This is a genomic window from Phyllobacterium sp. 01N428 (assembly GCF_056399405.1).
Genome location: NZ_JBFTRH010000004.1, coordinates 24,934 through 43,259, shown reverse-complemented (window position 1 = coordinate 43,259; position 18,326 = coordinate 24,934). Strand labels below are relative to the sequence as shown.

Annotated in this window: 13 protein-coding genes; 5 read left to right on the top strand and 8 right to left on the bottom strand. The window is 59.2% G+C overall.

Features of this window, described 5'->3' with window-relative positions:
* From grrM to AC1DNI_RS12035, 4 genes are read right to left on the bottom strand one after another with little or no spacing between them, the layout of a single operon-like run.
* Positions 1–1,188: a cyclophane-forming radical SAM/SPASM peptide maturase GrrM/OscB gene (grrM, locus tag AC1DNI_RS12050; RefSeq protein ID WP_477692014.1), complete on the bottom strand. Its 1,188-nt coding sequence runs from the start codon at positions 1,186–1,188 to the stop codon at positions 1–3.
* Positions 1,173–1,445 carry a hypothetical protein gene (locus AC1DNI_RS12045; protein ID WP_477692013.1) on the bottom strand — a complete coding sequence of 91 codons (273 nt, stop codon included), beginning with the start codon at positions 1,443–1,445 and terminating at the stop codon, positions 1,173–1,175. Before AC1DNI_RS12045 ends, grrM begins: the two co-directional genes overlap by 16 nt.
* Positions 1,429–4,980, bottom strand: a complete 3,552-nt coding sequence (locus AC1DNI_RS12040) for an nSTAND1 domain-containing NTPase (protein ID WP_477692012.1) — start codon at positions 4,978–4,980, stop codon at positions 1,429–1,431. The genes AC1DNI_RS12045 and AC1DNI_RS12040 overlap by 17 nt, the downstream gene beginning before the upstream one ends.
* A 13-nt stretch (positions 4,981–4,993) precedes the next feature.
* Positions 4,994–6,718, bottom strand: coding sequence for a hypothetical protein (locus AC1DNI_RS12035; protein ID WP_477692011.1), 1,725 nt, complete (start codon positions 6,716–6,718; stop codon positions 4,994–4,996).
* Between the two features lie 685 nt (positions 6,719–7,403).
* Between AC1DNI_RS12035 and AC1DNI_RS12030 the strand changes: the two genes are divergently transcribed.
* The 3 genes from AC1DNI_RS12030 to AC1DNI_RS12020 are packed head-to-tail and all read left to right on the top strand — an operon-like array spanning position 7,404 to position 10,988.
* Positions 7,404–7,769 carry a hypothetical protein gene (locus tag AC1DNI_RS12030; RefSeq protein WP_477692010.1) on the top strand — a complete coding sequence of 122 codons (366 nt, stop codon included), beginning with the start codon at positions 7,404–7,406 and terminating at the stop codon, positions 7,767–7,769.
* Positions 7,770–7,820: 51 nt separating this feature from the next.
* Positions 7,821–10,124: a DNA/RNA non-specific endonuclease gene (locus tag AC1DNI_RS12025; protein WP_477692009.1), complete on the top strand. Its 2,304-nt coding sequence runs from the start codon at positions 7,821–7,823 to the stop codon at positions 10,122–10,124.
* A 15-nt stretch (positions 10,125–10,139) separates the two neighbouring features.
* On the top strand, positions 10,140–10,988 hold the full coding sequence (locus AC1DNI_RS12020; RefSeq protein ID WP_477692008.1) for a peptidoglycan recognition protein family protein: 849 nt from the start codon (positions 10,140–10,142) through the stop codon (positions 10,986–10,988).
* Positions 10,989–10,994: 6 nt separating this feature from the next.
* Here AC1DNI_RS12020 and AC1DNI_RS12015 read toward each other — a convergent pair whose 3' ends face one another.
* A complete protein-coding gene (locus AC1DNI_RS12015; protein WP_477692007.1) occupies positions 10,995–11,933 on the bottom strand; it encodes a homocysteine S-methyltransferase family protein in 939 nt (312 codons plus the stop codon).
* Positions 11,934–12,168: 235 nt separating this feature from the next.
* Between AC1DNI_RS12015 and AC1DNI_RS12010 the strand changes: the two genes are divergently transcribed.
* Both AC1DNI_RS12010 and AC1DNI_RS12005 read left to right on the top strand, forming a co-directional pair.
* Positions 12,169–12,828 carry a TetR/AcrR family transcriptional regulator gene (locus AC1DNI_RS12010; RefSeq protein ID WP_477692006.1) on the top strand — a complete coding sequence of 220 codons (660 nt, stop codon included), beginning with the start codon at positions 12,169–12,171 and terminating at the stop codon, positions 12,826–12,828.
* 94 nt (positions 12,829–12,922) lie between these two features.
* Positions 12,923–13,405 (top strand): MaoC family dehydratase, encoded by a 483-nt coding sequence (locus tag AC1DNI_RS12005; RefSeq protein WP_477692005.1) that lies wholly within the window; start codon positions 12,923–12,925, stop codon positions 13,403–13,405.
* 15 nt (positions 13,406–13,420) lie between these two features.
* Here AC1DNI_RS12005 and AC1DNI_RS12000 read toward each other — a convergent pair whose 3' ends face one another.
* The 3 genes from AC1DNI_RS12000 to AC1DNI_RS11990 form a co-directional block, all read right to left on the bottom strand.
* The gene (locus AC1DNI_RS12000) at positions 13,421–14,599 is read right to left on the bottom strand and encodes an alpha/beta hydrolase (RefSeq protein WP_477692004.1); all 1,179 of its coding nucleotides are present in this window, start codon (positions 14,597–14,599) and stop codon (positions 13,421–13,423) included.
* A gap of 168 nt (positions 14,600–14,767) precedes the next feature.
* The gene (locus AC1DNI_RS11995) at positions 14,768–15,322 is read right to left on the bottom strand and encodes a sarcosine oxidase subunit gamma (protein ID WP_477692003.1); all 555 of its coding nucleotides are present in this window, start codon (positions 15,320–15,322) and stop codon (positions 14,768–14,770) included.
* Entirely contained in the window at positions 15,315–18,326 is a 3,012-nt protein-coding gene (locus tag AC1DNI_RS11990; RefSeq protein WP_477692002.1) for a sarcosine oxidase subunit alpha, read from the bottom strand. Before AC1DNI_RS11990 ends, AC1DNI_RS11995 begins: the two co-directional genes overlap by 8 nt.

Below are 18,326 nucleotides of genomic sequence, written 5' to 3'. Positions count from 1 at the left end.
TTAGCCTGCAGCCGCAATGAACGCGGCGGCCTTCGGCGCCGCGGCGAGATTGCTCTCGATTTCCGCCAGCACCACATCGGCGACCGCCTGGTGCGACAGGCGGCAGAACATGGTTTCGGTGCTGTTGAACGTTCCGTTCTCGAAGAGCTTGTTGACCGGCGCGCCGCCCATGCACAGGTTGAAATAGGCGCAGCTTGCCTTGCATCGGCTGACCCCTTCATCGATATCGTGCCACATTGCCCGGAACGCAGGCGATGCCAGCGCGCTGGACGGCGTCGCTTCGGCTAGATTTCCAATACAGAAATCCCCAAAGGCTTCATTTTTGAGGCCGGCAAGTTCGGGCGAGAAAGTGAAGAGATCGCCGCCGGACGATACGGTCACGATCCCGAACGGAGCGTTCTGCGAATTGTAGCCGAAGTGGCCGAAGGCCGGGCTCTGCAGGCAGGCGAGAAGGTCTTCGCGTTCGCGGATCAATATGGGAGGATCGGCTGCGCGCGCTCTTTCGCTCACGTGGGCGAAGAAACGGCGGAATGCGGTATCCGAGCCTTCCGCCTCAAGCGTCGACGTTTCAACGGAGCCCTCTATTTCCTCGACGTTGAAACCCACATGGCGAATATCCTCCGCATTGAAGAAATCCATCAGTTCTTCCGCAGCATCGAGGGTCGCCTTGCCGACTACGCAGATGATATGGAAGGGGACGCCGCGGCAGCGCAGATGATCGATGCCGCGCATGACCTCATCATGCGTGCCTTTCCCCGATCGCGTTTTGCGCCGTGCATCATGCAGCCGCGCTGTTCCGTCGAGGCTGACACCGACACGCATATGCGTTTCCAGGAAGAAGTCACACCATTTGTCGTCGATCAGCATGCCGTTGGTCTGCATGGCGTGCGGCACGGCGAGTCCGGCCGGCGCCACCCGGTCGAAAAGGGCAATGGCCTGACGATACCATTCCGGCGCAACGACCAGGGGCTCGCCGGCGTGCCAGACGATTGTAAAGTCCGGCGCATTGAGTCGTGCATCGAAGATGAAGCTGGCGGCGCGGCCGACTGTTTCCAGCGGCATGACCGTTTTGTCGTTACGATGCGGCAAATAGCAATAATCGCAATTGATGTTGCAGAACGCCGTCGGCTGCATCACCAGCAGCCGGGTCGTGCCGCGCAAGGACTGCGCGTCTAATAATTCTGCCATCCATTCGCCCAGTTCGGAAAATTACCGAAGTTCGGAAAATTCTGCCACTGCGCAATCTGCGTACTGTCAGGCTCTTCTGCCAGTTCGGGCTTGCCGATTGCTTTCAGATAATCCGACCTGATCTGACCAAGCCTGTCGATCGCCCGCAGGTTTTCCACGGCGACAGGTGCTTCGGCCGATGCGTTCCCCGGCTGGGTCAGTGCGACCGCCGCCAGGGCGCCGAGACCCAAAGTTCGCAGATTACTCGTTACTTTCATCTTCAACTCCAGGCCAACCTTTATCGGGTTTCGACACAAATGCCCTGCATTCCGCGATGTCCTTGCACGTCTGCGGCAAGCGATATTTGAAACCGGCAGCACCCTGAAGCGAGGCTCCGCTGGCATTCTGCCACCGCATCTCGAGGATATCGCTCAGCGGCTGGGTTCCAACGAGATATCGCCACTTGCGCAATTTGACGTCTTCGAGCCACAGCCAATCGCCCTGAACGCCTGCGTCGATGATTTTGGGACCGATATATACGATGCGGGTCCGAGCCGTATGCCCGTCGTCCGGCTCGGCAAGGCCATTTGCAGCATCCCTGTACTGCACCTCTATCGTGTTCTGGCAGTCCGACAGATCATCGAGGCATTTCTTGTTGTCATAACCTGCCCTGTATACCACAAGCTGCTTGTCATTTGTATCAAGATCGACGGGACCGGCGTCACAGGTGCGATAGGTCGGCCTCGTGTCGAGGCCCCTGACATCTTCGGGTCCGCCCTTGCCTGCCGTCGCCCTGAAGAGGTTCACCTTGTAGGACCGGCACGCCCGCCCGTCTTTCGCCGCATCATTCCCTTGGCCGGGGGCCAGCAGCCCTGCGCCCGCCATTCCGGTCGGGACCTGGATCGGATCAGAAAGGCCTGTCGTTGTCCACAAATACACATTCGTCCGCTTGCCCGCATGTTCCGGACCAATGTTCGGAATCAAAAAACCGACGACCGCGCCAGCCTGGACGAACTTCACATCCTGGATTTTTACATCCGCTAGCCGCGTGCGTATCTCGCGATCCTGGACGAGGAGGTTGATTTTCTCGCCGCTTTCGGTCGAGCGCGGTCCGCGAACGCCAAATTGCGTCGGTGTGTTGAGCCGCCGCAGGCCGACATAGGTGTCGAGCCGCGTGGTCATGTTATTGCTGGGTGATTCCGATACGTCGAGACGGAAAACCCAGTTACCGTCCTTCGACCCGCATTCAAGTTTTGTAACCGTGCTTATGGGGTTTCCATCGAAGGGTGACGGCACCTTGAACGCTATCTTGGACGCATCTAATGCGCCGGAATTCTCGGTCGCCTTCTTGCAGTCCACGTTCTGGATTTCGCCCTTCGGCAAGCCAGGCTCGAACGAAACCATAAGATCGGCGCCATAGACCGCGCGCGCACCGGTATCGATGAGGCCGATGGTTTTACGCAGCACGGATTTCTGCTGTTCGTCATGCGTAGATTGATAGTCCGCTTTTACTGTGTCGATCAGCCATTTCAGGGCGCGATCGTCAGCACCGTTACGAGGGGCGGTCGAGTTGGCGAAATCATTGACCGCGAGCGCACGATTGAGTTGCACCGCAAGGCCGTCTGCCCTGACGCGCTCATTATTGGCCCACAAGGAAGCTCCGAGCGCGACCATGGCCAGAACAGCGATGGCGCTGACGCCCCACATGACGAGGGTCTGCAACTGGTTGACCCATTTGCTGCCCCATTCGCGCCATTTGACCGCGTCGCGCCAGAGGTCGCCTATCCAACGAATACGCTTGTCCGGCTCTATGAGGGCCTGGCCAGTATCGCCGATTGAAACAAGTTGCTTCTTTTTCTCGACAAGAACGTCCTTGGCCCATGCGCCGCTATAGCGGGAATCCGGGCCGAACAGCAGGCGTAGTGTGGCCTGACTTTCCGAAGGGATGAGCGTGCTCGCCGCCTCCCAGTTCCTGTGGAACAACCGATGCAGCAGCCCGCTTTCGATATTGTCGATCGCGGGAAGCTCCTGGATTGCGAGCTGCGCCAGGCGCTGTTCGAGGCGCTTTTGCAATTCGAGATGCTGCTTGTACGCCGCCCAGTTACGGATGAGCGACTCGTGCGTGACATTGTAGATGTCCGACCTCTCTCCGCTCTCGGATGGCAGGAGTTCGACGAGGCCCGCATCCTCGAACTTTTGCAGCGCATCGCGCAGGTAGGACCGAAGCAGCCCCTTCGCCGCCTTCGATGTTCCGAGCCGAACCGCGCCGGCGCTCGTCGCCAGCATCTCGTCGACCGAAACGAATTTTCTCACCGCCTGGCCGCCATCATCGAGCTGCGCCAGGCAGCACAAGGAAACGGAAAGAATTCCTTCCGCCTCAAGACGCAAATCATTCTGGCCGCCCTTGAAGCCTTGCTCCTTCGCCATCGCCGTCATCACGTCCTCGGCCTCGGCGAAAACCCGATCGGCGGCGGCGTTGAGACAGCGCCCGAGCCGGCATACCTGCTCGTTGGCCGCCGTTGGCGTCCAACCGGGAACGGACGCAAGGTGCTGCGTGTCGATTTCGAACTGCGCATCCCTGTTCTTTGCCCGCCTCGCAATCCAGTCATCGACGGCGTGTTCCCAGACCAGCGGCAGAAAATGCTGCAAGAGGGGCAACTTGTCGGCCTTGTGCTGCAGCGCTTCGCCGGCCTCCCGGTACGCCTCCTTGAGTTCCTTCACCGATTCTGCCGTATAGGGTGCGATCCGCGTTTCGGTGGCGGCGTCAAGCGGCAGTTCCCAGAGCTTGGCAAGTCGACCTGCCGGCTCGACGATTGCCGCCTCGATGTCATCACCGGTGACGAGGTCAACCAGATACATCGAGGAATTGATAACCTCGGCCATGCCGGCATACTCAGAGAAGCGGTGCAGTTCCTCGCTGCGCATCGTGGCAACCGCGAAAAGACAGGCAGGCTTGTACTCGTAGATATCGCGGAGCAGGCCGATCAGCGCCTTGCGGCCATCCGCGTCGCACTCCTTGCGGAATATCTCCTCGAACTGATCGATGTGAAGCAACAATAGCGGCCGTCCGCTCCGCTCGCCATAGCTTGCGGCTTCGTCAAAAGTCGCGAGCACTTCACTGACGAAATCGAATACCGATCGGGTCGATATCGTGCCTTTGATCGGCGAAATTTCGCGATCCAGCCATCGCAGCGTTGCTGTCTCGACATCGTGCTGTGTTGCATCGTCGGGCCATTCGATGCCGAACTCGCGCGCTGCTCCGCGTATACGGTCCGTTGCCCCACGGATCGAGGCCGATTTTTCCGCGGTCGAACGCTCGGGGAAATCGCCTTTGGGCATGTCTTCGGTATCGGGATCGACATAGGCGAGGTCGATAATCGAACGTAGAACGCTCCATAAAGCTTGTTGGAGTTGTCCGATCGGGTCTTTTGCCGGTCGCATTTCGGCGACATACCATGCGCCCCACTGCCCCTTGATCGGAATACTGTCGAGTTCCGCGATAAGGCCAGCGCGTGTCAGCGAAGATTTGCCGCTGCCCGAGCCGCCGACGACAAAGGTCATTCTCCCGGATGTCGCCGTGTTCTCGGTCTCGCGATTGGCGAAGAATTTTTTCAGATCGCGCTTTTGTGTTTCGCGGCCGCAGAAATACCGCGCAAGGTCCCTGCGAAAACTGCGCAGGCCCGGATACGGGGTCGTGATGAGGATACCCGCCCCCTTGGCAAAACACGATTTGTCACCCGCTAGCCAGCGCCGGATGAAGATCTCGGCATGGGTCTCCGGCAGGTCGGTCGCTGCACCGGGGATTACGTTCACGCGTACCGCCTCCCTAGTGGTGCATCATGTCTTTGGCCGCATCGATCAGATGGTTCATATCGCTGCTGTTGAAATCGATCTTGTTGTTGTCGCGTCTGACCTTGAGCAGGTTCCAGCGCCGCACAGAAAGGCCTTCGTCAAATTTGAGACCATCGAACTTATCGAAATTCTGAAACAGCACGGCGATACGGAAAATCTTCGGCTCGCGATCGGGAAAATATTGTCCGACCAATCGGTCGATCCGCGTATCCCAATCTTCGAAATGGTTGATCGTATGCTGCTTATCGCCGGGCCTGGTCCTCTGATCATGGGCGGCGACGATATTCAGCTGCGCCCGATTAAAACGGCTCACACTCTCCTCGAGGCTATCGAGCGATACGGCGACCGTTTCATACTCGCCAGGCTTCACCACAGTCTGGCCGAGCTTTTGCAGGTTGGTCGAAAGAAGCTGGCGGTTCGGATCGCTGTCTGGCAGATTTTCGAAACGCGTCCGCAGCTTGCTCTCGCAAAGGTCGCCGAAGCCGGCAAGTTTGGCAAGCTTTGCCCCGATTTCTTCGACCGAACCTTTCCAGGCGTTCTCTGTTTTCGGATTGATCTCCGTGCTGTCCCACCACTCGCCCGCCGAGCGCCAGTAGACGCGCTGGAACTTGCTGACGCTATCGCGCCAGATGCCCACCACATCGTCGTTGGAATACCCGAGGGCGTCCATGAGCAGCGGGATCATCTTGTCCTTTAAACCGCCGACCGTGGTGTTTCGCTCCGATGCGGAGCGTGTAAAAATCGGCGGATATCGGAAGAATTCGTCGCGCTGCGGCACCGTCATCCGCATTGTATCGCCCCAGCCATCCTCCCAGTACTGCACACGGTCGGCGTTGTATCGGCGCAGATATTGAAAAAGCGCAACGTCGCCAGCCTGCGTGCCCGGATCGGTGTCAGCGGTCGACGGCGTCCCAAGCAACAAGACATTGGACAATTTGGGTGACAGCGGCTCGTCCGGCAGATTGAGAAAGGCCTGAAGCTCAGCGCGGACGCTAGCCCGGTCTTTTGGATCATTCTTAAGCTCCCGCAAGAATACGGGCTCGTCATCGATGGCAGGATACTTGGCGCGATAGCGGTCCTTCCATTTGTTCCACCAGTTGCCCATCTCCTCCTTCTCGTAGATGAGCATGAAACGTTTGCGCGCCTCAGGAGGACCCGAACGGGATTTGAGCCAATCGTTGAACGCATGGTCGAACACCGTACCATCCGTCGCTTCCAGATTTTCGAGATCGACCGGCGTTACAATAGCGAGGAAATACTTGGACTGACTGATCTGCTCCGCTTTGAGTTCCGTAACTTTTCCCCACAACTCAGCAGTAAATGGATGGTATTGTGCAAAGTAATCGAAGACGCCTTCGTCATCGCAATACTTGAAAGCGACTTCCCCTTGCATGTAGGTCCGGAACCACATGTTGCCGTCGATATCGACTGGGTCCATAAGCGACTGGATCTGCGCGCGGATTCGCTTCTTTGTCGTCAGAATGCGCAGGAACTTGTCCATCAGTGCTTCGGGAATAATCGTATCGACAATGTAATCCTGCAGCGCCTCCTCATAGCCGAGGTCCGGATTGACCACCGTTGCGGGAAGCGGCAAAAATTCCTGATCGGATAGAAAGATAGAGAAGAGGTTCAGGTTGGGAAACGCCTGACCAATCAAATATCGAAGCAATTTGATTTCACTGCCACTCAAGTCACTCACGCAAGCGTCCCCCGAGACACGAGAACTCTGATTGGTCAATATAGCATAAATTACTTAAAGTTCACTCGGATAGACTGGAGAATCTTTAATCACTTGGTATTAACATGTTGGACCATAACTTGTTCATCGCCCGTCTTCTACAACTAAGTACTCGATTTCATTGCAAAAAACACTGAATAGCCGCGCAGAGGGTCTTACTTTACGTAGCGTGGCTCCGAAATAGCGCCGTCACAATCACTGATCTATCATTATGTCATACGGCCAGAACGCTCTCGAAATACTGAACGGCCCTTTCGACAGGATGGATCGCCGCAATCGCCTCTTCTTGAACCAACTAATTCCTTTGGAGCAAATGGGGCAGGCTCCAGCAGATTTCGCTTGATCAGGCGCGATTTTGTGTCAAGATCGTCAAATATTCGCTTGAATAGTACATGTTACTAAAGCATTTTAAACAACTTATAGTTGATAATACTGGAGTTTATTAGGTTTATTGGTCTTGCACCAATGCTGAAGATTCCGGGTCGAATTACTTTGCCTATTGAATAGCAGTGCATGGCGGCAACCCGAGGTACGCGACCTGACAGCGATATCGGGAATTGACGTGGACGGCAGACTGGAGTTGCGCCCGTTTTACGAAGCCAGGCGTTGGCGGGTCTTGGACCATGTTCCATTTGCGGAGGATAGGATGCCTGCGACCCCTCAACTGCTCGATCTGACGGCACTCAGCACCATTGGCGGCATGACGCTTGCAACGACCGCAGTAACGAACGGCCTTTGGCGTTCCCTAGGCTGGCAGCCGCGATGGCTGGGGCTCGCAGTGTCTTTAGTGATCTGCCTCGCAACCGCGTTCTTTGCCGGCAGCACCGCCGGAGCCGACCTCTTCCTTGCGGTGCTCAATGCCTTTGTCGTCTATCTCGCCGCAGCTGGTACGAGCGGCGCCGGCGCCGCGCTCCAGGGCGGCGAAGCACCCGCTCCCGCAAATGAGGGGCGCGAACTGCCCGGAGTGGACGAGGGACCAGCGGAGAGGCAGTTCCTGCGCTCCTGGTTTTGACGAATGGAGCTTTTGCAATGAGTGGCGCCTGAGGGCGGACGGGTGGGGAAAATGGGGAATACGGACGCTGACAGGCTGAAGGATTATCTGACGCTCATCACCAGGAAACATGGCGGTATCGAGCCCATCAGAAACATGCTGGAGGAGCGGACCAAGGCTGGAGGCGATTCCGGTCTCGAAAGCATGCCCGGCGATACGGATGAGACGAGGCTCGCCAAATCGGGCCTCGAAGCGATCGAGCTTGGCCGCGATCCCTCCGAGGGTGAGCTTTACGGCCTTGAAGCGATCATCCTGCCGGACTTGCGGCCGGCGATCGACATCGTCGACAATACCTTTACCGTCAAGCATCCACTCTGGCGACGCCTGTCGGATGATGCTGCCATCCGCACCAGGATAGAAGGGGTCATTCCGTCGATCGGCCGCATCGAATTGCCGGGCAACAACAAGTATCCCTATGGTGGCACCGGCTTTGTCGTCGGCGACGGCCTGCTGATGACCAACAGGCATGTCGCCGAAATTTTCTCGAAAGGGCTTGGCGACCGCAGGCTCGCCTTTATCGACGGCGCACGGGCGGCCATTGATTTCAAGCGCGAACAGGGACGGCCGACCGGCCCGATGCTCGACGTCGTTCGCGTGGTCATGATCCATCCCTATTGGGACATGGCAATTCTTGCCGTGAACGGGCTTCCCGCAACCGCCAAGCCATTGAAACTATCGCTATCGGATGCGCGCGACCTTACGGGCCACGATATTTTCGCCATCGGCTATCCTGCCTTCGATCCCCGCAACCCCTCCGATGTTCAGAACGATGTCATGGCGGGACGTTACGGCGTCAAGCGGTTGCAACCGGGCGAACTCCAGGGCGGCATAACGACATCGAGCTTCGGCAAGATGGTGCCTGCGGCGACACATGATTGCTCGACGCTGGGCGGAAACTCGGGCTCGGCAATTCTCGACCTTGATAGCGGCGAGGTAATGGGCCTGCACTTCGGGGGCCTTTACCAGAAGCAGAATTATGCCGTGCCGGCGTATGAGCTTTCGCGCGACAGCCGCGTAATTGCGGCCGGCGTGCAATTTGCCGGAACGCCGGGCGGCGGCGCCAATGATTGGGGCGATTGGTGGCAGCGGGCCGATGGTGCCGAACTTGTTGCGAATGGCGTAGACCCGACGATTTCCGGCACCGGGGATACCGCTTCCGGTGCCACCGCCAACGCCGCATCGTCGATCACGATCAAGCAAGAACGCGAGGTGGGACGCATCGTCCTGCCGCTACGCATTACCATTTCAGTCGACCTCGACGATCAGAAGGCCGTGGTCGTGGCAAGCGAAAGTGTGAGCGCCGACGACGCTGGCATGACTGAGTCCGCGCGGGCGCCGTTCCGCGATACGGATTTCAACACGCGCAAGGGCTATGACGCATATTTTCTCAATGACCCAAGCCAAGAGGCGCTCCTCGCGCCGGTCGTGGTGGCCATGCCACAGGCAGCGGATGCGAGCGTGCTCGCCAGGACGCTCACGGGATCGGACACGCTTCACTATGAGAACTTCTCGATCAAGATGCATGCGCAGCGCCGCCTCGCTCTGATCACAGCGTCCAACGTCACCAAAGCGCCTGAACTCAAACGGCCTGAACCCGGTCGCGACTATACGCGGCGCGGCCTTTCCGGCCTCGGCGAGAGCGACCAGGAACTATGGTTTACCGACCCGCGCCTCGATGAAGCCCTGCAGATTCCGGATGTGTTTTTCACCAGGGATCGCAAAGCTTTCGATAAGGGCCATATCGTGCGCCGCGACGACGTTGCCTGGGGCGCGACCTACGATCAACTGCGTCGGGCGAATGGCGATACCTATCACGTTACCAATTGCTCGCCGCAGGTCGCGGGGTTCAACCGGGCCGCCAGCGGCCACGAAAATTGGGGCGATCTTGAAAACTGCGTGCTCGCCGAGGCAGCCAACGAGCGGCTCTGCGTTTTCGCCGGACCGGTGCTCGACCCTTCAGACGAAGTCTTCACCGGTGTCGGCGACGGGCGAACTGTACTGCGTGCCAAGATCCCGTCCCGCTACTGGAAGGTGATCACCAGCCGCGTGGCCGATGGCATCGCCGCCTATGGATTCATGCTTGAGCAGGACCTTGCCGACGTCGATTTCGAGTTCGCCGTGCCGGCCGAATTCGTGCCGGCAATGTATCCGATTGCCGACATCGAACGCCTCGCTGGTGTCCGCTTCGACGAACAGGTGCGCAAGGCCGATCAGTACGAGACGGTTCGCGGAACCGAAGTCGGGCTGCACGCAGGCACGCGCCGGAAAAAAATCGCGGCAGGCGGGCCGGCTCAACCCGCTCGAACGCAAAAATAAGGGAGGGAACAATCGATGCCACGTTGTCCTTTTGCGACCTGGAAGCCGATCAGCGGTTCGTCTGGAACCTATACCGGCGGCCCGTTCAAGATCGTTCATCACACGACGGAAGGAAGTTCGGCGCAAGGCGCATTCGCCGCGTTCAAGGCGAACAGGTCCGATCCGCATTTCACGGTCGATGCCACCACAATCTACCAGCACATCGATACGGACACTGCGTCACGGGCGCTCAAGAACCTCGCTGACGGCGTCCAGACGAACCGCGATTCAGCCATCCAGATCGAAGTCGTAGGGTTCGCCCACCGGCCAAAGGTTCGCGCTACCCTCGATAATGTTCGACGGCTTTGCCGCTGGCTCGAAGCCACCCATTCCATTCCGAAAGTCTGGCCGAACGGCTTGCCCAAGCCTGCGGTCAACGGTCAGGATCCGGGCGGCCATAACCGCAACGCCAGTATCTGGGATACGAAGGGCGGCCATTACGGCCACAGTAACGTGCCGGAAAATACCCACTGGGACCCGGCCTACACCAAGCCGGAAGTCGATTACCTGATGCTGGAAGATACTGAGGGACCGGAGGTCGTGGAGGGGCTGGAAACCATTCCGTTTTCCGATCCCGGGCTTGAAAGCGACCATTCGCATATGCCGGACCATGCCGATCCGCAAGGCACGCATACTGAAATGCCGGCAAGGCGACCGGCACGTGCCCGGGCCAAGCCGGCTGCAAAGGCGCCTTCGCGGCCTAAGAAGACCGTCAAGTTTGACGAGAGCCCCGTGGGCACAGTCAAGGTCGCAAGGGCAGCAGCCGAAACGAAGAAGGCCCCGCGGACGCCTGTAAGGGACAAGGCGCCGCGGAAGATCGACTAGGCCTTGCTAGGCGGCACAGGCTTCGCAAATGGCGGCGACGTGCCGATGATCGGTGCCGCAGCATCCGCCGAGGACGCGCATCCGCGGAAACGCGCGGGTCAGTGCTTGATATCGGCGTCCGAGATCGAGTGGATCGCCCGCATCGAGCGTGGTTGAGTCGTCTAGTTCAGCGTGACTTTTGGTCGAGGCATTGGCTCTCAGCCCGCCAATGCGGCGGGTCCACGCTTCGCCTTGCTCCAGGACCTGCGCAAAGTGCGTGGGATGCGCACAATTGATCATGTAGTATTGCGGCGAACCACCCGTCGCCTCGTCGACCCGTTCGATCGCTTCCCGCAGAGACAAACCCGTCACCAGCTTGCCATCGGTTTCCACCGTGAACGATATCACACAAGGCATTTCACTGGCTCGGGCCGCGCGCGCGATGCCGATCGCTTCATTGTAGTTGGTAAGCGTGTAGGCGGCGACCAGATCGGCTTCGGTATCGGCAAAGGTTGCGATCTGCGCGGCATGATAGGCTTCGGCCTCATCGGGATTCATGTTGCCGGCCTTGTAGCCGTCGCCGCGCGGACCGATTGCGCCGCTGATGACGCAGGGCGTTGCAGGCGTTTCATATTCCTGGCGAAGTTCGGCAAGCAGGTCCACCGAACGGCGGTTGACGGCGTCCAGGTCGGCGGGGCCGTAGCCGAGCTTGGCGCCCCAGTCCGCGTTTGCCCGCCATGTCGGCGTGTCGAGGATGAAGCCGGTACCGTTCTCTTTCGCCACTTCAAGATAGCGAACATAGTAGTCTTTGAGATGCTGCCGTCCCTCGTCGGTCGACATCAATACGAATGCGGCGAATTCCGGCAGCTCAATGCCTTCGAGGAATATGAGCGTCGTTTCCATCCCCCCATCGCTGAGGAAAAAGCTGCCGGAAAGCTGCGGCAGATTGTGGCGATATTTTGCCATGATCGTCTCCAAGGTTACTGCCGCACTCCCCGGTCATTTGACCCTTGTCGGCATGGTCCTTTTTGCGCTCTTTGGGCTGCACGATCTAGAAAGCTTGCGGTGCGGCGGCGGATCGGCTGACAAACCTGTTGTCGTATCATAGACTTAGCTGCCGCAATGGCCGGGATCGCCCTTTCCATGCTATGCTCACCAATCGCAAAACTGTATCGACAGTACAGTAGTTCTGGGGAAGGCCATGGGCAAGGGCGCGGAAACCCGCGAACGGATCATCGAAATCGCAGAAGCTTCGGTCCTCGCCAAGGGGTTCGGCGCAACGTCGATCGAAGAGATCATTGTCGAGGCTGGTATCACCAAGAGCGGCTTCTTCTATCACTTCAAGGACAAGAACGAACTCGCCCACAAGATGGTTCGGCGCTACGTTGACGAGAACAATCGCGTTTTCGACGAGATTTTCGAACGCGGCCATCAATTGTCAGACGATCCGCTTCAGGCCTTCCTCATCAGCCTCAAGCTTCTTGCAGAAACCATGTCCGACCTTCCGAGCGGGCATCCCGGCTGTCTCATTGCCAGCATCTGCTACCAGGAAAGGCTCTTCGATCGCAATGTGCGCAATCTTATCGCCCAATCGGTAAAGGAATGGCACATGCGCTTCCGGGCGATACTCGACGACATTGCCGATGTTCACCGCCCGCGCGATGCGATCGATCTCGGCGATGTGGCCGACATGCTCTCATGCATCGTCGACGGCGCGATCATCATGTCGAAGGCGCTCAACGATCCGAAGCGTATCGAACGTCAGGTGTTGGCATTTCGCAGCTTCGTCAAACTGTTGTTTTCATCCGCAACCGCCCAGCTCGAAAAACCACCTGTTCCGGACAGCATACAGGCCGCATGAGATGGTGCTCCTTTATGACGGGATGACATTCACGCCATAACCCGCTATCGAACAGCCTTGAATAGATCACAAGACGTTCGGAAAGCGCGAAGTTATGAAGGAAGCGATTTCACTCAAGCAGTTGAAGGAAGCGGTTGGCACCGAGGTCGGCTGCTCGGAGTGGCGGGTGGTCAGCCAGGAAATGATCAACCAGTTCGCAGATGCCACCGGTGACCACCAGTTCATCCATACCGATCCGGAGCGCGCAGAGAAGGAAACGCCCTTCGGCGGGACGATCGCCCACGGGTTCCTGACGATTTCGCTGCTTTCGACGCTCGCCTATGAAGCCTTGCCGATGCTTGAGGGCGCGACCATGGGCATCAATTACGGTTTCGACAAGGTTCGGTTTATGGCGCCCGTAAAGTCCGGTAAGCGGGTTCGCGCCCGCTTCAAGCTGGCAGATGCCGATATCCGCCCTTCGGGCCGCGTGCTCAACAATTACGAAGTTACCCTGGAAATCGAGAACTCGCTCAAGCCTGCGCTGGTCGCCAATTGGCTGACCATCGCGGTCCTCGAAAATCCGCCTGAAATGGATTGACGGCGAGCGCTTGCCTCAAGCGGCGAGCTTGCCTTCCAGATCGAGCGGCGCCGCCACCCCCTTGTATTTCGTCACCAGATCCTTGAGCGGAAACGGCCCCTGCACGAACATGCCCATGTCGTAGGGGTTGCGAATCTGTGCGCCCTTCAGGAACAACAGGTGCATCTTGAAGAAGTTTTTCCTGGCACGGGCGTAACGCTTCGGGCTGTGGATGCGCTTGAAACGAATGCGCTCGATGACCGGAGCCTGACGTGGCTTTATACCAAGAGCCACTGCCGGATCGGATTTGTAAAAATGCACGATGTCGGTGACCGTCTGAAACTCCGCCCACAGGACCGGGCTCTCTTGCATGACCACACGCACATCTTCACGCAAACCATTGACGCGCGGGTGCAGGGCGATCATCAGCAGGCAGGAACCCGCAGCGACCAGCGACACCGGCTTGCGCCTGAGCAATTCCGGATCGATGCGCCATACGTCAGCGATGGCCTCGACCGCGGGCACCGTACCTAGACTATGGGCGATAATGACGACCTCGTCAGCGTCGGTCGCTCGTAGCTTCTCGGCCAGATTGGCTGCAAAGGCCTTGCGGCGTTGGTTGAGAGCGGTATTACGGCCGTAAATGCGGTCGGAAGCTGCCGCCCAATCGTCGAGCAAGTACGAGAAGAACACCTTCTCCCCGGGCCAACGAATGATCACACGGCCAATGACGAGCGCAAGCGGCACCGTCCATAGAAGGTGAAGCTTGCTGTCCTCTGCGAGCAAGGGAAAGAGCCCGACCGCCAGCGCGGCAAGCGTCACGAAGCAGGCATAGGCGAACGGCCAGAGAAAGAAGATGCAGAAGCGCCAGCTGGTGCGCAGATATCGCCAGAAGGTGCCGGTCAACAAAATGTCTAGGAACGCCACGAGACCGGTTGCGAAACGCGTCACGACGTTGCGCGCTGCATAGGCGTCGAAGATATCGGCCGAACCATACTGGCAGAATTTCGTTTCGGTTTTCCAGTCGCTGCCGCGCGTCGCGATGTTCATGGACGCGATGTTGTCGCCTTCGGCAGCCATCGCACCGGCAACGGTTCTTGCGCCCCAGAGCTTGTTGAAATCCGCGGCGCTATTGAGATAACGCCCGCGCACCGCATCAGGGTGCAGGCCCTCATAGCCGGTGAAATTGACGACGAGACGCTTTCTGACGGCCATTTCACTTCTCTCGGCAAAGAGACCACGCGAAATCGGCAGTCATCACAATAGCTGCAAATGCGGCAGCCACCCAAAGTGGAAGGCCACGCCGCATGATCGCGCCGTTTACATGAAAATGGCCGGCCTGCACAACCGGAACTTCATGCAGTCCTAAAAATCAGCCGTCGATCAGACCCAGATGTCGCGCGCCGATTCCTGCAGGAAAGCGAAAGCATAGGGAGAGAACGAGCGCCAGCATTCGACGCGGAATGTGTTTTCGGCCGTGCGCCAGAGGACGATCTCGATCTTGCCGAGAACCGTGCGGGAGGCGGCCCCCACCGGGAAGGCCCGTTGCGAAAGGTCCTGAGGACAGCCGCCATTGACGACGCCTTCCGCCCCTTTGCCCGAAACGATGATCCCGACATTGCGATGGGAAACGTCGACTGCCGAATGCAGTACCTTGGCTTTGGCGAGGTCCGCAACGAGGTTGCCTTCGCCGTCGTCGATGATCAGCCACTCGTCGGGGCCAAGCCACAAGGCGGCGCGGCTCCCATTCACGGCGGTCGATTTCGGTTTTGTCGGCAGCGCCAGACCGAGTGCTTTCGAAAGAGCAGCGACAGCGTCCGTGCGGGCCCGCAGCGAGATACGTGTCGCATTATCAGCCAGCGTCACCGAAACCGCGGCCGGACCGGTGCGACCCGACTGCAGCGGATGCAAGCGTGTTGCCTGGATCGTCTCAACCATTCAAACGCTCTCCCTTTTCATCGAAGAATACAGTTCCGGTGACTTCGACTTCGATCACTCCATTCGGCATCGGCACATAGAGCGTCTCGCCGAGCCGCTTCGTGCCATCGATAACCAGCGCGAGGGCAATGGAGCGGCCGCAATTTTCCGACCAGTAGGATGACGTCACATGGCCGATCATTGTCATCGGCACAGGCTGGTTCGGATTGGCAACGATCTGCGCGCCTTCCTCCAGTACCACCTTCGGATCAACGGTCTTGAGACCGACGAGCTGCTTGCGTCCCGGGGCGACGAGATCGCGGCGCAAGAGCCCGCGAATACCGACATAGTCGGTCTTGTTCTTGCCGATAGCCCAGGTCAGCCCTGCATCCTGCGGCGTCACCGTGCCGTCAGTATCCTGACCAACGATAATATAGCCCTTCTCGGCGCGCAGGATATGCATCGCCTCGGTGCCATAGGGCGTCAGGCCAAGCGGTTTGCCGCGTTCGTAGATCGCTTCCCAGACCGCCTGCCCGTAATCGGCCGGAACGTTGATTTCGTAGCCGGTCTCGCCGGTGAACGACATGCGGAACAACCGCGTCGGCACGCCGCAAATCTTGCCTTCGCGCACGCTCATATGCGGCATGGCTTCATTGGACATGTCGATCCCTTCGACCAACGGCGCGATGATCTCGCGCGACCTTGGCCCCTGCACGGCAATAACCGCCCATTGCTCGGTGGTCGAGGTAAGCCACACATCAAGGTGCGGGAACTCGGTCTGCAGGTAGTCTTCCATGTGGTTCATGACGCGGGGCGCACCACCGGTCGTCGTCGTGACGTGGAAGCGGTCCTCGGCGAGGCGGCCGACAACACCGTCATCGTAGATGAACCCGTCTTCCCGCAGCATGATGCCGTAGCGCAGGCGCCCGACGCCGAGCTTTTCCCAGGGATTGGTGTAAAGCAGTTCCAGGAACTTCGCCGCATCGGGGCCAACAACCTCGATCTTTCCAAGTGTCGAGGCATCGAAAATGCCGGCCTCCGTGCGAACGGCAACGCATTCGCGGTTGACCGCGGCATGCATATCCTCGCCGGCCTGCGGATAATACCAGGCACGCTTCCACTGGCCGACATCTTCGAAGGCAGCGCCCTGCGCCGCATGCCAGGCGTGCATCGGTGTGCGCCGGGTCGGATCGAAAAGATCGTGCCGGGCATGATTGACGATGGTGCCGAACGTCACCGGCGTGAAGGGGGCGCGGAACGTCGTGAGGCCCACCGCCGGAATCGGCTTGTTCAGAGCCTCGGCAGCGATGGCAAGGCCGTGGAGGTTCGATGTCTTGCCCTGGTCGGTCGCCATGCCGTTCGTGGTGAAGCGCTTGACGTGTTCGATCGAGTGCATGCCTTCGCGCACGGCGAGCCGGACATCCTTGGCCGTGACATCGTTCTGAAAATCGACGAAAGCCTTGACCGTCGTGTCTGGGCCGGCGCCGGCCGCCGAGCCGATCATCCCGCCGATCCAGCTTGCGCTGCCGGCGGCGGTCAATGATACCGGCGTACCCTTGCCGGCAAAACCCGCCTGTTCGGCCGATGATCCGCCGGCGGCGACGGCCTCATTGATCACGTCCTGCAAGCCGTCCGTGCCGTTGCAGGCCCCGACCGACAGGCAGTCCTGCGCGTAAGTGCCGGGAAGGAACCTTTCGTTTGCCGCGTCCCACGCCACCTTGCCGCGCGATTGTGAGAAGAGGTGAACCGAGGGCGTCCAGCCTGCAGAGACGATCAAGGCATCGACGGCGACCTTGCGCTCGTTGCCGCCCCTGTTGGGCTTGATCAGCATCGATGAAACACGACGCTTGCCGCCCGCGCTGAAGACCGCATGTCCCGGCAGTACCTCGATGCCCAGCGATCGCGCTTCCTCGACGATGGCCGATTTCGGGTTGTCGCGCGTATCGACGATGATCGGAACGTCGATCCCGGCCCGCTTCAGGTCGATCGCTGCCGCATAGGCCGAGTCGTTGGCGGTGTAGACGCCGACCTTGCGGCCGATCGCAACACCGTAATGATTGAGGAACATGCGCGCAGCCGAGGCGAGCATGACGCCCGGGCGATCATTATTCGCAAAAACCATGTGCCGTTCGATCGCGCCGGTCGCGAGCACGACCTTCTTGGCGCGAATCTGCCAGAGGCGTTCGCGCGGCATTTCGGCTGCCGGAGTGCTGAGATGATCGCTGATCCGTTCCGCGAGACCGACGAAGTTCTGCGCATAGTAGCCGAAGGCCGTCGTGCGGGTCAGAACCGTGACATTGTCCATGGCGCGCAGCCTGGCGATGGTCGCCGTCGCCCATTCGTAACCGGGCACGCCGTCGATGGTGACATCGCTTTCATAGCGCAGCGCTCCACCGACTTCGGGCTGTTCATCGCAAAGGATGACGGTTGCGCCGGTGGCTGCGGCACTCAACGCTGCGGCAAGGCCTGCCGCACCGGCCCCGACGACAAGCACATCGCAATGGGCAAAGCGGTTGGAATAGCGGTCGGTATCCGGTTCGCCAGGAACCACGCCGAGACCGGCGGCTGCGCGGATCTTCGGCTCGTAGATCGTCTTCCATGCGAATTTCGGCCACATGAACGTCTTGTAGTAAAAGCCTGCCGGCAGCATCGGCGAGAAAACATCGTTGATCGCGCCGACGTCGAAGGTCAGCGACGGCCAGCGATTTTGCGACTTAACCTTCAGGCCGTCATAGATTTCCTGGACCGTTGCGCGGACGTTGGGCTGCTTGCGTGACTTGTCACGCTCGATATCGACCAGCGCATTCGGCTCTTCGCTGCCTGCCGACAGGATGCCGCGCGGACGGTGATATTTGAACGAGCGTCCGACCAGATGGATGCCGTTGGCGAGCAGCGCCGATGCAAGCGTGTCGCCTTCAAGGCCGGTAAGGCTCTGGCCGTCAAACGTGAAACGGACTGTCTTTGCGGGTGTCAGCCGGCCTGCGCCGGAAATGCGGTTGCTGCCGGAATGAACCTGGTTGGTCAT

Coding starts and splice junctions, on each gene's coding strand:
- grrM (WP_477692014.1), bottom strand. CDS start 1,188: ATGGCAGAATTATTAGACGCGCAGTCCTTGCGCGGCACGACCCGGCTG.
- AC1DNI_RS12045 (WP_477692013.1), bottom strand. CDS start 1,445: ATGAAAGTAACGAGTAATCTGCGAACTTTGGGTCTCGGCGCCCTGGCG.
- AC1DNI_RS12030 (WP_477692010.1), top strand. CDS start 7,404: ATGCCTGCGACCCCTCAACTGCTCGATCTGACGGCACTCAGCACCATT.
- AC1DNI_RS12025 (WP_477692009.1), top strand. CDS start 7,821: ATGGGGAATACGGACGCTGACAGGCTGAAGGATTATCTGACGCTCATC.
- AC1DNI_RS12020 (WP_477692008.1), top strand. CDS start 10,140: ATGCCACGTTGTCCTTTTGCGACCTGGAAGCCGATCAGCGGTTCGTCT.
- AC1DNI_RS12015 (WP_477692007.1), bottom strand. CDS start 11,933: ATGGCAAAATATCGCCACAATCTGCCGCAGCTTTCCGGCAGCTTTTTC.
- AC1DNI_RS12010 (WP_477692006.1), top strand. CDS start 12,169: ATGGGCAAGGGCGCGGAAACCCGCGAACGGATCATCGAAATCGCAGAA.
- AC1DNI_RS12005 (WP_477692005.1), top strand. CDS start 12,923: ATGAAGGAAGCGATTTCACTCAAGCAGTTGAAGGAAGCGGTTGGCACC.
- AC1DNI_RS12000 (WP_477692004.1), bottom strand. CDS start 14,599: ATGGCCGTCAGAAAGCGTCTCGTCGTCAATTTCACCGGCTATGAGGGC.
- AC1DNI_RS11995 (WP_477692003.1), bottom strand. CDS start 15,322: ATGGTTGAGACGATCCAGGCAACACGCTTGCATCCGCTGCAGTCGGGT.
- AC1DNI_RS11990 (WP_477692002.1), bottom strand. CDS start 18,326: ATGACCAACCAGGTTCATTCCGGCAGCAACCGCATTTCCGGCGCAGGC.